At 65.8% G+C, this 13,345-nt stretch carries 12 protein-coding genes and 2 pseudogenes; 6 read left to right on the top strand and 8 right to left on the bottom strand.

The features are described from left to right. Positions 1-54 precede the first annotated feature (54 nt). From QNI11_RS02025 to QNI11_RS02005, 5 genes and pseudogenes are all read right to left on the bottom strand, one after another. Complete coding sequence (locus QNI11_RS02025; protein ID WP_283982157.1) at positions 55-801, bottom strand: Asp/Glu racemase; 747 nt, start codon at positions 799-801, stop codon at positions 55-57. After that, on the bottom strand, positions 798-1,961 hold the full coding sequence (locus QNI11_RS02020) for a Xaa-Pro peptidase family protein (RefSeq protein ID WP_283982156.1): 1,164 nt from the start codon (positions 1,959-1,961) through the stop codon (positions 798-800). Before QNI11_RS02020 ends, QNI11_RS02025 begins: the two co-directional genes overlap by 4 nt. Continuing rightward, positions 1,954-2,997, bottom strand: a complete 1,044-nt coding sequence (locus QNI11_RS02015) for a pyridoxal-phosphate dependent enzyme (protein WP_283982155.1) — start codon at positions 2,995-2,997, stop codon at positions 1,954-1,956. Before QNI11_RS02015 ends, QNI11_RS02020 begins: the two co-directional genes overlap by 8 nt. 93 nt (positions 2,998-3,090) lie before the next feature. Then, positions 3,091-3,372 (bottom strand): annotated as a pseudogene (locus QNI11_RS02010) (recombinase family protein); the annotation flags it as partial. Between the two features lie 48 nt (positions 3,373-3,420). Then, positions 3,421-4,284 carry a MurR/RpiR family transcriptional regulator gene (locus QNI11_RS02005; RefSeq protein WP_100930864.1) on the bottom strand — a complete coding sequence of 288 codons (864 nt, stop codon included), beginning with the start codon at positions 4,282-4,284 and terminating at the stop codon, positions 3,421-3,423. Between the two features lie 107 nt (positions 4,285-4,391). Between QNI11_RS02005 and QNI11_RS02000 the strand changes: the two genes are divergently transcribed. From QNI11_RS02000 to QNI11_RS01975, 6 genes and pseudogenes are all read left to right on the top strand, one after another. Beyond that, the gene (locus tag QNI11_RS02000) at positions 4,392-5,414 is read left to right on the top strand and encodes a PotD/PotF family extracellular solute-binding protein (RefSeq protein ID WP_283982154.1); all 1,023 of its coding nucleotides are present in this window, start codon (positions 4,392-4,394) and stop codon (positions 5,412-5,414) included. A 48-nt stretch (positions 5,415-5,462) separates the two neighbouring features. Next, positions 5,463-6,524 (top strand): ABC transporter ATP-binding protein, encoded by a 1,062-nt coding sequence (locus QNI11_RS01995; protein ID WP_283982153.1) that lies wholly within the window; start codon positions 5,463-5,465, stop codon positions 6,522-6,524. Then, positions 6,521-7,408 carry an ABC transporter permease gene (locus tag QNI11_RS01990; protein ID WP_283982152.1) on the top strand — a complete coding sequence of 296 codons (888 nt, stop codon included), beginning with the start codon at positions 6,521-6,523 and terminating at the stop codon, positions 7,406-7,408. Before QNI11_RS01995 ends, QNI11_RS01990 begins: the two co-directional genes overlap by 4 nt. After that, complete coding sequence (locus QNI11_RS01985; RefSeq protein WP_283982151.1) at positions 7,405-8,223, top strand: ABC transporter permease; 819 nt, start codon at positions 7,405-7,407, stop codon at positions 8,221-8,223. The genes QNI11_RS01990 and QNI11_RS01985 overlap by 4 nt, the downstream gene beginning before the upstream one ends. Continuing rightward, entirely contained in the window at positions 8,220-9,332 is a 1,113-nt protein-coding gene (locus QNI11_RS01980) for a P1 family peptidase (RefSeq protein ID WP_283982150.1), read from the top strand. The genes QNI11_RS01985 and QNI11_RS01980 overlap by 4 nt, the downstream gene beginning before the upstream one ends. A gap of 208 nt (positions 9,333-9,540) precedes the next feature. Continuing rightward, positions 9,541-9,726 (top strand): annotated as a pseudogene (locus QNI11_RS01975) (transposase); the annotation flags it as partial. Between the two features lie 33 nt (positions 9,727-9,759). Here QNI11_RS01975 and QNI11_RS01970 read toward each other — a convergent pair. From QNI11_RS01970 to QNI11_RS01960, 3 genes are all read right to left on the bottom strand, one after another. Then, positions 9,760-10,536: a DUF2182 domain-containing protein gene (locus QNI11_RS01970; RefSeq protein ID WP_283982149.1), complete on the bottom strand. Its 777-nt coding sequence runs from the start codon at positions 10,534-10,536 to the stop codon at positions 9,760-9,762. 1 nt (position 10,537) lies between these two features. Further along, complete coding sequence (locus QNI11_RS01965) at positions 10,538-11,179, bottom strand: DUF1326 domain-containing protein (protein WP_283982148.1); 642 nt, start codon at positions 11,177-11,179, stop codon at positions 10,538-10,540. 64 nt (positions 11,180-11,243) lie between these two features. Beyond that, positions 11,244-13,343, bottom strand: coding sequence for an alpha/beta hydrolase (locus tag QNI11_RS01960; protein WP_283982147.1), 2,100 nt, complete (start codon positions 13,341-13,343; stop codon positions 11,244-11,246). Between the last annotated feature and the right edge of the window lie 2 nt (positions 13,344-13,345).

Genomic DNA, 13,345 nt, shown 5'->3' with positions numbered 1-13,345 from the left:
TATCCCAAAGGCCACAAGCCGTGACGCCGGGACCGGCGCCGCGCCCGTTGCCAATCACCCGTGTCGAAGGCCGTCCGGCAGCGGCAGCGTATGGGGTGCGGGGATGCCCGCCAGCTTCAGCATGTGCCACGCCAGCAACTGGTTCGAGGCGAGCACCGGCAGACCCAGTTCCGCCGTCAGCGGTCCCAGCAGGTCCGCCGTACGCAGATTCGTGCAGGACAGGAAAAGCCCGTCGATGCCGCCGCCCCGCGCCACCTCGCGCGCCGCCGCCGTGATCGAGGCAGGCGCAATCCGCGCCACCCGCGCCTCCTCCTCTTCGCCGAAGGACAAGGTCCGCGACACCGCTACGCCGCCCGCGTCGAAGGCGGCGCAGAGCGGCTCCGACACGTCCGCCACGTAGGGTGAGACCACGCCGATCCGCTGCAGCCCCAGCGCATGCATGGCCGCCAGCCCCGCCGTCAGCGGGTCGGTCACCGCGGCGGTCGTGGCGCCCGCCGCGACCTGTCCGTGCACCTCCTCCGCCCCCAGCAGCGCCGTGCCGGAGGTGCAGGCATAGGCGATCACGTCGAAGTGCGCCGCGGGGGGCAGAAGCTGCGCCGCGGCGGTCAGCCCCACCTTCATGCCCGCGATGCTGCCCGGTGTCAGCGTGTCGCCGGACCGCAGCCGCGTGACGTGCAGCTTGGCCCCCGTCGCGGGCAGGTAGCGGCGCAGATCGGCCTCCACCGTCTCATCCACGTGCAGCGAGATCAGGCCAAGCACACCGCGCGGCGGCTCGTCCAGATCGTAGGGAAAGCCCCTCATGTCAGCACCGGCAGCTCTGCGGGCGCGCGGGGCGACAGCAGCTCCGGCCCTTCCGCGCGCAGCACGATGTTCTCCTCGTGCACCAACATCCGGCCCGGCGCGACCCATGCGCCCGGTTCCAGCGTCAGGACCATTCCTTCGCGCAATGCAGTGTTGTCCAGCGGCGTGAACGACGGCCACTCAGTCAGCGTCACGCCCAGTCCGTGACCCAGACGCCCGCCGCCCGGCGCCACCCCGCGCACCGTCAGCCCGTCCGACAGGATCCGGTGCGCGTCGCTTGCCAGCATCCCGGGCCGCAGCCGGTCCAGCGCATCCTCCGTCGCCTGCCACAGCGCCTCATGCACCCGCCGCACTGCATCGGAGGGCGCGCCCACCGCATAATTCCTGTCGAAATCGCAGAAATAGCCGTCGCGCACCGCGCCCGTGTCCAGCATCAGCACATCGCCCGGCACCATCGGTTCGGGTCCGGCAGGCGAGATCACGTCGGCATACCCGTCCGGACCCGCCGCGCCCGCGACATAGCTCACCCAGTCGGCGCCCTCCTCCAGCAGCAGCCGCTGGAAGTCGCGGAACACCGCATCGAGCGGCCGCCCGGGTCCGGCAATCTCCGGCACCCGGTCGAAGGCGCGCCCGGCAATGGCACAACTGGCCCGGATCTTCTCGACCTCCGCCGCGCTCTTGACCTCCCGCACCCGCTGCACGACCTCCGTCCCGTCGACGAAGCGGCGCGGAGCGATGGCCTCCGACACCCGCGCGTAATCCGCGAGCGGCATCCGCAGGTGCGTCTCCAGCCCCATGGGCACGCCGATCCGTCCGGTTTCCGGCACGAGGTCACACAGGGTCGCCGCCAACAGCGAAACCCCGTCGTCTCCGGGACAGGGCGCATCCCACGTCCGGATGTCCTCCATCCACGTGCGCGCCATCAGCTCCGCCCCGATGGAGGGGATCACCGCCACCGGATCGCCGTCCGCGGGCACCACGACGAACCATGGCCGCGCCAGGCTCTCCCAGAAGCGGGTCAGAAAACCGGTGACATAGAACACGTCCGCCGCAGCGGTCAGCAGCAGCGCGTCGATCCCCTGCGCGGCCATCGCCGTCTGAAGGCGCGCAACGCGGCCCCGGTACTCCACCGCGTCGAAGACCAGCGACCTGTCAGCCATCCTCCGGCCCTTCGCTGAGGATGGTCAGCACGCGCGCATCGGGTCCCAGGTCCAGCCCCGCGATCAGCGCCGCCAGCCCCGCACCGCCCGACGGCGTCGTCGCCAGGCCGAGGTCCGCCAGCACCGTGACACCGGCATCCGCCTCCTCCTCGGTGATCGTCACGAAAGCGTCCGCATCGCGCGACAGCCCGGCCAGCGCAATCATCGACGGCGTCTTGCAGTCGAGCCGCCCCATGGCGGAGACAGGCCCGTTCGCGGTGACCAATTTGCCTGCCCGGATGCTCTCCGTCAGGGCCGGGGCACAGGCCGGCTCCACGACGATGATCTGCGGTCCGTCGCCCCAGGCGTTGCGCGCATGGGCCGCCACGGCCGCCGCCAGCCCTCCCACACCGGCCTGCAAGAGGATATGGGTCGGCGGTTCAGGCATCTGCGCCACGGCCTCCGCCGCAAGCTGGAGGTAACCTTCCATGACCCGCAGCGGCAGTTCGGTGTAGCTTTCCCACGAACTGTCCGACAGCAGCGTCCAGCCCTTTTCCGCCGCGCTCTGCTCTGCTGCCATCATGCTGGCCTCGTAATCGATCCCGGCGCGCAGGACCTCGGCGCCACGGTCACGCAGCCGTTCGGCAAAGGCCTCCGGCACGGTCTCGGCCAGAACGATCACCGCCCGCGCGCCGAACACCCTTGCCCCGGCGGCGACGGAAAGACCATGGTTCCCCGCGCTCGCCGCCACGTAGGTCCGGCCCATCAGCGCCTTCTGCAGATCGTCGGAGCCCGTGGCCACCGCCTCCCGCGCGATGGCATGGGCTGCCCCCAGCGCCTTGAAGCTGCCAAGCCCCATGCGCCCCCGCTCATCCTTGACCCAGACCCGCGACGCTCCGACACGGGCGGCCAAGTCCGTCACGTCATGCAAGGGCGTCTCCGCATGCCGGGGACAGGAGGTCAGAAGCTGCGCAACACCGGCGGCATCGGCCAGCGGCAGGACATCCGCCGGGCCGAACCCGCTGCCGCGCCACGGGTTTGTCAGAACTTCAGGCAAAGGCAGGTCCCTTCCACGGTGACTTGCCCCCGATCATGGGCGCCCCGCGCCAACAGCGCAACCGCAGCGATGGAGAATGGCGAGTTCCTGACTTCAGCAAATCCGGCAAACGGACCTTTCGGAGATACCGGGTTCCGCTGCGTTCCTACGCTGGCTCAGGCCTTCCTTCAGGAGCTCATGTGCGGGCCCTGAGAAACATCGGGCGGCAGGCTGACGACCCTTGCATCGTCCGGCAGACCTGGCCGTCCGAATGCCCTCACGCTGCCTCTCAAGCATCATCTCCCGTTCGAACTGGGCCACCGACCCGAGGACATTCAGCATGAGCTTCCCGGTGGCTGTGGTGGTGTCCAGTCCAAGGCTCAGTATCCGGACCCCATCGCGCCTTACCCGAAGCCCAACAGCCCAAGCCTACCGCATCGCCGCTCAGAAGATCCGCATTTGACGTGACAATCGCTTCCAGTCGCCCATGCGGCGGGCCAGATCGGCGCCCGACCCGCTGGCGGTGGCGTGGATCAGAAGGCTTGTCGCTGCGGTTATGCCAAGGGTCGATTCAAGAAACAGCCCGGTCTTCGACGGCGTGTTGATCACCGCGTCAGTCACATCATGCGCCCAGTGGCAATACTCGTCCGTCACCACCACCACGTCGCGGCCCTGATCGCGGGCAATGCGTGCCAGCGTCTCGCATTCGGAAGCATAGGGAATCACATCGATGATCAACAAACAGCTTCCCCCCTCAGGCAGCGGATCGAGCCATTCCGAAAGCATGCTGTCATGCCCCGACAGGAATCGCACGCGCGGCCGCGCCAGCGCCAAGCGGCGGGCAACGTCCTCGGCCAGCCCGCGCACGGTCTGAAAGCCCGTCACGTGCACCTCGGCCGACTGGCGCAGATACCGCTCCGCCGCCGCGAAACCGGGGCTGTCGATCTTTCCGTAAACCGTGCTGACGGCCAGCAGTTCGGCATCCCTCTGGGCCTGCCAGTCGCTTGACAGTTCTGTGTCCCGAGGCAGGCTCTCGCCAATGATAGAGTAGCGGTGCCGCAGCATCGCCTTGAACTCCTTGAGCCCCGCGCAGCCGAAGCGGCGCAGCATCCGGCCCACGGTGATCTCGGCCACTCCGGCCTTCTGCGCGATGCCCTTGCCCGACTCGAAAGAGATGGACGCACGGTTAAGCAGAAAATACTGCGCCACCTTCGCCTCTTGCTTGGGCAGATCAGACAGGCCGGCCTCCATCTTGCTCATTAGTTCATCAATTGAAGCCTCGGCATACGAGGAAAAGCCGTTGGGCATGAGCATTCTCCACATGACAGAAAAATGACATTTGACGGAAATGACAGTAGCCAACCATTTTTCGACTGCAACAAGAATACTGCGAAAACTGCACAGGGAGCCTGAACATGAAACCGATCCACCTTGCCACGACTGCGCTGATACTGTCCCCGATGGCGGCGATGGCACAGGAGACTCTGTCGCTTTACAATTGGGGCGACTACATCAACCCGGCCGTGCTCGAAGCATTTACCGAGGAGACCGGCATCGAGGTGACGCTCGACACCTACGGCTCCAACGAGGAAATGCTGGCCAAGATCCAAGCCGGTGCGACGGGCTACGACATCGTCTTTCCGTCGGTGCATATGCACGACATCATGTTCCAGCTCGGGCTGCTGGCGAAGACCGACATCGGCGAAGCCCCCGGTTTCGAGAACATCGACCCACAGTTTGTCCGCGCCGAAACCGATCCCAACGCGGAATACTGCCTGCCCTACGCCTGGGGCAACGTCGGCATCGTCTACAACAAGGAATTGGCCGGCGACATCAACGGCTGGGAGGACTTTTTCGCCCTCGGTGCCGAAGGCAAGAAAATCACCCTGCTTGACGATCTGCGCGAAACCATCGGCATCGGCCTCATCATGACAGGCAACTCGGTCAACGCGACCGAACCGGACAAGATTGCCGGCGCCGCCGACTACATCATCGACAACATCGAGGGCGTTACCGCGTTCACTTATGACAGCGTGCCGCAGGTCATCTCCGGCGATGTAGCGGCGGCGCATTGGTATGTCGGCGCCAACATCTTTGTCGCCGAGAACCCCGATACCATCGACTACATCATCCCCGAGGAAGGCGCGACGCTCTATCAGGAAGACATGTGTCTGCTCGCCTCGGCACCGAACCCCGAGAACGCGAAAAAATTCATGGAGTTTTACCTGCGTCCGGAGATCGCCGCAATGAACGTGGAGCAGCAGATGAACGGCACGCCGAACATGCCCGCGCAAAAGCTGATCCCCGCCGAGATCGGTGCGAACGAGACGATCTATCCCCCGCAGGACGTGTTGGAAAAGCTGGAGATCTTCAAGGATCTCGGTCGCGATCTGCAACTCTACAATGCCGAGTGGACGCGGATCAAAACCTCCCAGTGACCCCTTGTCCGGCGGGCAACGCCCGCCGGCGAACCTGATTGGACGACCATGCCCTCTGCCCTAGACATCATCGACGCCCGCAAGGTGTTCCGTACCCCGGAAGGCAGCACGCTGACCGCTCTCGACGGAATTTCACTTCGGCTTGCAAGCTCCGAGTTCGTCACGCTGCTCGGCCCCTCGGGCTGCGGCAAGACCACGCTGCTGCGCACCATCAATGGCTTCGAGAGCCTCGACTCCGGCGATGTCGTGATTGACGGACAGGCGGTCACGCAGAAACCTGCGCACCGCCGACCCGTGAACACCGTGTTTCAGCGCTACGCGCTCTTCGGCCACATGAGCGTCGGGCGCAACGTCGGCTACGCGCTCGAAATCGCCGGGAAGGACAAGCGCGAGATCCGGACCCGCGTCGGCGAGATGCTCGACCTCGTGGGTCTGTCGGGACTGGAAAGGCGGAGCATCTCGCAGCTGTCCGGCGGCCAGCAACAACGCGTCGCGCTGGCCCGGGCGCTGGCGGCAAAGCCGAAGCTGCTGCTGCTGGACGAGCCGCTTTCGGCGCTCGACAAGAACCTGCGCCAGAAGATGCAGCAGGAGCTGAAGGCGCTGCAGCGTGAACTGGGCATCGGCTTCATCTTCGTGACCCATGATCAGGAGGAAGCACTGACCATGTCCGACCGCATTGCGGTTCTGGCGCATGGCAGCATTCAGCAGATCGGCGCACCGACAGAGCTGTACCAGCGCCCGGCGAACCTTTTCACCGCCGATTTCGTCGGCGAAAGCAATCTTTTGCCTGTACGATGCGACGGGCGGACCGCGCAACTTGTCGACGGCCAGACCTTCGCCGCGCCCCGCGCCCCCGGTTCGGCCACATTGCTGCTGCGCCCGGAGGCGCTGTCGCTGACCGCCCCCGCCGGGCCATCGCTTAGCCTGACCGGCACCCTGCGCGAGACCTTCTACACCGGCACCGACCATCAGGTAGTGCTGCACGCCCCCGCCTTCGGCGAGATCCGCGCCCTGCTGCGTACCGGCCAGAGTCTGCCCGCACCTGGCGCGCAGATGACGCTTTACGCCGCCGCCGAGGGTCTGCACATCATCGACGAGGTCGCACCATGACCCTCGCGCGCCGCAAGTTGATGCAGCTCATTGGCCTGCTGGGTCTGCCGACGCTGTTCCTGCTCGTCTTCTTCATGTGTCCGCTGCTGATCATGCTGATTTACAGTTTCCTGACCCCCGGTCTTTACGGTGGGGTCGACTGGACCTTCAACCATCTCAATTTCGGACGCATTCTCGGCTGGGCCGACACCCGCTACGACCGCTTCGATCCGGTGTATATCGCGATCTTCCTGCGCTCTCTGAAACTCGCGGCGCTGACCGTGCTGGCGAGCCTTGTCATCAGTTATCCCGCCGCCTTCTGGATCAGCCGGATGCGCCCGGGGCTGCGCGATTTCGCGATCTTCCTCGTCACCCTGCCCTTCTTCGTCAGCCTCATCGTGCGGCTCTTTGCATGGGTGCTGATCCTGAGACCCACCGGATTCCTGAACCAGGGGTTGATGGGTGCAGGGCTGACGTCCGAGCCGGTCGAGTTTCTCTACACGGATTTCGCGGTGATCCTCGGCATGACCTACGTCTTTATCCCCTTCATGTTCCTCCCGCTCTACGGCTCCATCGAAAAGCTCGACATGGCGCAGATCGAGGCGTCGGCGGATCTTGGGGCCACGCGGTTGCAGACCTTCTTCAAGGTGGTCTTGCCCGCGACCCTGCCCGGCATCGTGGGCGGATCGATCATCACCTTCATCCCGGCGCTCGGCAATTTCATCGTGCCTTCCGTGCTGGGCGGAGCCAAGGTGCTGATGATCGGCAACCTGATCGAGCAGCAGTTCCTGTCGGCCCGCAACTGGCCCTTCGGCTCGGCACTGGCGATGATGGTGATGGCGGCGGTGCTGTGCCTGCTGGTCGTCCAGCTGCGCCTGGCCCGCAACGGGGAGGCCGCACAATGACCCTGCGCGGAATGCTGACCCTCTACGGAATGTTGTTCTTTGCCTTCGTCTACGCACCGATCCTGCTGGTGGTGGTCTACTCGTTCAATGCCAACACCGTGAACATGCTGATCTGGGACGGCTTCACCCTCGACTGGTATCGCCAGATCTTCGGGATGGAGACCACTGTCACCGATAGCGCCAGCTACATCGACAGCACCGTACAGCTCTACGCCTCGGTGAAGACCAGCCTCATCGTCGCGCTCTCGACCTCGGCGCTTTCGACGGTGTTCGGCACGGCGCTTGCCCTCGGCGTGGCGCGCTATCGCTTTCGGCTGGCGCGGTTCTACCGCACGCTGATGATGGTGCCGATGATCATGCCGGACATCGTGCTGGGCATTGCGCTGCTGATCTTCTTCATCACCATCGGCATGAACCTGTCGATGATGACGATCATCATCGGGCAGTCGACCTTCCTCATCTCCTATGTCTTCGTCACCGTCTCGGCCCGGCTCGCGGCATTCGACACCTCGGTCGAGGAAGCCTCTGCGGACCTCGGCGCCACCCCGGCGCAGACCTTCCGCAAGGTGACGCTGCCGGGCATCGCTCCGGGCATCCTCGGGGGGTGGCTGCTGGCCTTCATCATCTCGATGGATGATCTGGTGATCACCTATTTCATCGCCGGCACCGGCAACACCACGCTGCCGATCCACATCTGGGGGATGCTCCGCCGCGGCATCAAGCCAGAGATCAACGCCATTGCCACGCTGATGCTGCTGTTCACGCTCGTGATCGCGGCGGCGGGCCTCTACTTCCGATCGAGACGCCAGAAATGACCTGCAGGACCAAACCCCGCGCCCGCGCGCTGGGAGTGCCGCTGCCCGGAACCCCCGGGCCGCTCAACGCCATCACCGACGTGCCGGGGATCGAAGTCGGCGCGGCAGAGCTGCTCTCGTCGCGCGATCCAAGCTTGGCGACCCGCGGCATCCAGGTGCAGACCGGCGTCACCGCGATCCTGCCGCGCGGGCGCGATGCCGAGCCCAAACCCGTCTGGGCCGGGCAGTTCAGCCTCAACGGCAACGGCGAGATGACCGGGGCGCACTGGGTGCGTGACGGCGGCTGGCTGGCCGGGCCGATCTTGATCTCGAATTCCCATGCCATCGGGCCATGCCACACGGCGGCAGTCCGCTGGATGATCGAGACTTATGGCGCAACCTGGGAAGCGAACCACCTCTGGGCAATGCCCGTCGTGGCCGAGACCTACGACGGCGTGCTGAACGACATCAACGGGCTGCACGTCACCGAAGCTTTGGCGCGGCAGGCCATAGACGCCGCCGCCACCGGCCCCGTGCGCGAGGGCAACTCGGGCGGGGGCGCGGGCATGATCTGCTACGAGTTCAAGGGCGGCACCGGCACGTCCTCGCGCCGGCTCGACATCGACGGCGCGGGTTTCACGGTCGGCGCGCTGGTCCAGGCAAACCACGGGATGCGCCCGTGGCTGACCGTTGCCGGCCATCGGATCGGTCCCGAGATGCCCGAAGACCGCATTCCCGACATGATCACCGAACGCGGGTCGATCATCGTCGTGCTGGCGACGGACCTGCCGCTGTCTCCAGGGCAGCTGGAGCGCCTGTCGCGCCGGGCCGCCATCGGGATCGGGCGCGCTGGCACACCTGGGGGCAACAACTCGGGCGACATATTTCTCGCCTTCTCGACGGCCAACGAGATGCCCTTGCCGCAGCTTTCCGGCGCGTGGCGGCAGATGACCACGCTCAACGACGAGCGGCTCGACCCGGTCTACATGGCAGCGGTCGAGGCAGTGGACGAAGCCGTCCTCAATGCGCTCTGCGCCGCGGAAGACGTTCCCCTCGCCCGCCCTGCGAAGGGCATTTGCCGCGCCATCGATACCGCGCGGATGATGAAACTGATGCGCCAGCCCGCCTGACCCCGGGCCCGGCGCGCCGGTGGGTCAGATCATCTCTATCCCAAGGGGGGCGGTGTCCCTGGCCCTAAGGAATGAACTCGGAACATTTACGGCGATGGTCGCCGCGATATCCCATGCGCTTTTCTCAGGGGCTTCCCGGCGTGCAGCTCTGTCGCGCAAATCGAGCCGAGGAGTCATGTCGTGAAATCAGCATGGTAGCCGGGACTGCATGAGCGGACCAAGACCGCCGAGCTACAAGACCGGGAACTGGCCGGCCTGCAACGATGCGCTGAAGCAGCGTGGCTTCCTGACGATCTGGTTCGGCCCGGGCATGGTCTGGAAGCCGCCACCGACCGGCAAGCGGGGTCGGCAATCGTGCTGCAGCGACGCTGCGATCCAGACCTGCCTGACGGTGACCTTCCCTGCGAACCGCAGGCTGCGCGGACACTCAGCGCAGGCCGACAAGGATCAGGGTCGCTCCCGCGCCGATCATCACCCACGCGATCAGGCGGTCGAGGGCGGGTCGGGGCGATGCCAGCTTTTCGAAGAGGACAAATCCCGCCAGTGCGGCGATCCAGGCGATGTTCATGACGCCACCCCAGAACAGCAGGAGCATGATCGCCCAGCAACAGCCCACGCAGTAGAGACCGTGGCGAAGTCCCATTTGCCATGCGCCGCCGGGGCCGGGGCGCCAGCCTTGAGTCAGGACTTGCGCAGGGGACCGGCATTTTTTCAAACAGACCGACTTGGCGGGCGTCAGTTGATACACTCCGGCCATCAGAAGAAGCCCGCCGGAGAGCGATACCGAGGTGCTGCGCATCCCTTCAAGCAGACCCTGCCGGACGAGGATCCACTGGGCCAAAACCGCCATCAGGCTGAACCCGCACCAGACAAGCACATAGCCCGAGGCCAGCAAGAGCGTCGACCCGTGCCCGCCGGACCGGCGCGCAAGCGCGGCGTAGAGCAGGATCACCGGGGCCGCGCTCGGCAGCATCATCGCCGCCATCATGACGCACCACATCAGGAACATGGTCGCCGCGAGGCCCGGCGTCCATGTCGCGGGTGACACGGGCATGGCCATGTCGGACATCGACGCCGGCATCTCCATGCCGGCGCCGATCCAAAGGTAGCCCCAGCTCGCGAGAATGACGGCTGTCAGTGCGGCGCTCACGACCAGCTTGTCGCGCGCAACCAGCCGCTCAACCGGAGTCAGGGCCTCGGTCATGTCAGGCCGCCGCCCTGATGTAACCGTGGTTGTTGAAGTGCAACTCGTTGAACTGCGCGTAGCTGTCGGTGTTGTTGGGCAGGTCGATCAGCCCGTGGGTCCGCGTCGTCGCGCTGCCCATCTCGGCGATCTCGTACCCGAACCCTCCGACCATATCGATGCGGACCCGGTGCGGCTGACCTGTGACGGGATTGATGATCGGGCCGGCGTCCAGATCGAGGACACCGTCGATCCGCACCGCGCCGGTCCGGGCCTCGACATCGCAGGAATAGTCGAACTTCCTGAAGAGGGTCTCTTCCTTGTGGGGCGACATCATCGAGTAGACCCACCACATCGTTGCCATCTCGTCGGTGTCCTCACCCCGCATGATCCGTTCCAGGGCCTTGCGCTGGTCCGGGGATGCCGCCTCGTCGATGACGATCTGCATGCGGCCCTCGCCGAGGTGGATCGCCCCCGGCCATTTGACGACGGCCGCGAAGTTCAGCCCGTCCAGGGACACCTCTCCGTGGTGGCCCTTGTCGACACGGAAGCAGATCGCCGCCTCGCAGGTGCCGTGGGTGGGCAGCGCGTTGAACTGGCAGGGGCAGCCGTAGGCGCAGTTGCAGTTGGTGAGTTCGGTTCCGTGGATTTCCCATGGGGTCATCGGTTTTCTCCGGTCAGGGGTGAGAGGCGTGCAGCAGGATCCTTCGCTTGTGAAATTCCGGGGTCTAAAGAAGGTCGGACAGCATGTTTGCGGCCCGGCGGGCACCGTCGGCTTCGACCGGGCGCATGACCCGCGGAGCGGCCAGTTCCTCGACCATCGCCTGCGCGATCCGCTCCGGGTCGCTCTGGTCGTAGATCATCCGCCGCCCAGCGTTGTAACGATCAAGCCGCTGGGCGACATGGAAGTTCTGTTCGAAATGGTTCTTCAGCGGAAAGTAGAGAAAGGGCGTTCCCGCCGCCGTCAGCTCCATCGTGGTGGTCAGCCCGCCCTGCACCAGCGCCAAATCGCAGGCGGCCAGATGCCGGTCGAGGTCGGGGACGAAGGCGCGCGCCTCGACCCCTTTCGGAAGCTTGAAGGCCGCCGGGTTCAGGCGGGGTCCGGTGACCACGATCATCCGAAGCTCCGGAATGCGCGCCCGGGCGATCGGATAGGCATTCAGGATCCGGCGGATCAGGCTGGCCCCGACACCCGAGCCGCCAACCGTCACGATGCAGACCTTCTCGCCCTCGCGATACCCGAACCTCTCGCGCAGCTCTGCGCGACTGCCGAAGGACGCGGGATGCTGGCCGATGATGTATCCGGAAAAGTCGTAATGCGCAGGCACCCAGTCGCGCATCTGCGGGAGGTCCGGACCGAAGCTCATCGGGATGATATCCTCGGGTCCTCCGACGAAAATGGCGCGGTCGCGGACACCGGGCTTGGCTTCGACATGGCCGATCATCTCGGCGTTGTAGTCGGCGGTCAGGAAGGCCTCGCGCGCACCATTCTCCGGGATAGGCACCCAGCCGACGAAGTCGGTGAACCACGCGACCGGGGCGCGCTTCAGATCGGGATGTTCGTGCCAGTAGTGATCGACGTCCCAGGCCTCGTCGGCGATGACGAGGTCGTAGTCGCCGTCCTCGACCGCCTCCTGAAAGACCATGAAGTTCTTGATCAGGATCTCGTCCATGTTGCGGATCGCCTGAAAGGCATTCAGGTCGTGTTCGCCCGCTTCCGCCTCGATATGGGCGGATTCGTTGGCCAGTCGCGCGCTGGCCGGATGCAGGACCTCGTCATTGGCGGACAGGAAGCGGGTCACCGGATCCTGCGCCAGCCAGTGCACCTCGAGTTCGGGATGCAGGATGCGCAGCTCTCGGGTGACGGCAAGGTCGCGGCGGGCGTGGCCCAGTCCGATCGGCGACGACAGGTAGAGCGCCCGCTTCGGGCGCTGGCTGCGCGTCCGCTTCACCGGCGGCGGCGTCCCCGTATGGCGGTCGAGGAAGGCGCGTACCAGCGTCTTGAACCGCGCCGGATACCGCGCGTTGGCGCCATGCCCGACACCGGCCCAGAGCTGGAATTCACCCCCCGTGACGCGCGCCGCGGCCTCGGACATCTGCCACGGGGTGACCTCATCCCTCTCGCCATGAACCCAGAGCGAGGGGCAGCGGATCCTGCCATAGGCCTCTTCGGGCGCGGGATAAGGGCCCCGGTCTTCGGCCAGCGACATGCGGGCCAGAACCTCGCCGCTGCCGTCGGCCGCCCAGCTCAGCGCGTCCTCGATCTGCTTGGTGGAATGCGGCTCGCAGAACATCCGGCTGAAGAAGAACGCGCAGAAGTCGGCGTAGTCGGTCTGCCAGTAGCGGGCATTGAACTTGTCCCAACCCTCCGGGGCCTCAGGCGTCGCGCGAACGACGTCGACGCTCTTGTGGGGGTGCGGGGGCACGAAGGGCACGACAGCCCCGCAGCCGACCAGCGCCGTGACCCGTTCGGGTGCATGGGCCGCGATCAGCGCCGCGTAGAGACCGCCAAGTGACAGCCCGATCAGGCTCGCTTTCGCGGTGTCGGTCGCATCGAGGATCGCCAAGGCATCGGCCACGTTCTGCGAGGGCGCATAGGCGTCGGGATCCTCGGGCCGGTCCGACAGGCCGTTGCCGCGCGGATCGAACGAGATCACCCGGAAGTGGTCGGCGAAGTAGGGGATCTGCGCTTTGTAGACGCGCGAATGGACAATCGGCCATGCGGGCAGGAACATCAGTGTCCGTGGACCGTCGCCATGGATGGCATAGTGCACCGTCACCCCGTCCCGAACGATCATGCCTTCGCTGGTCGGGGTGGCGGCGCGCATGA

This window comes from Sagittula sp. MA-2, assembly GCF_030126985.1.
In the GTDB taxonomy this organism is placed as follows: domain Bacteria; phylum Pseudomonadota; class Alphaproteobacteria; order Rhodobacterales; family Rhodobacteraceae; genus Sagittula.
The sequence above is the reverse complement of the archived record's forward strand: the minus strand, read 5'-3'. Positions and strand labels throughout refer to the sequence as shown.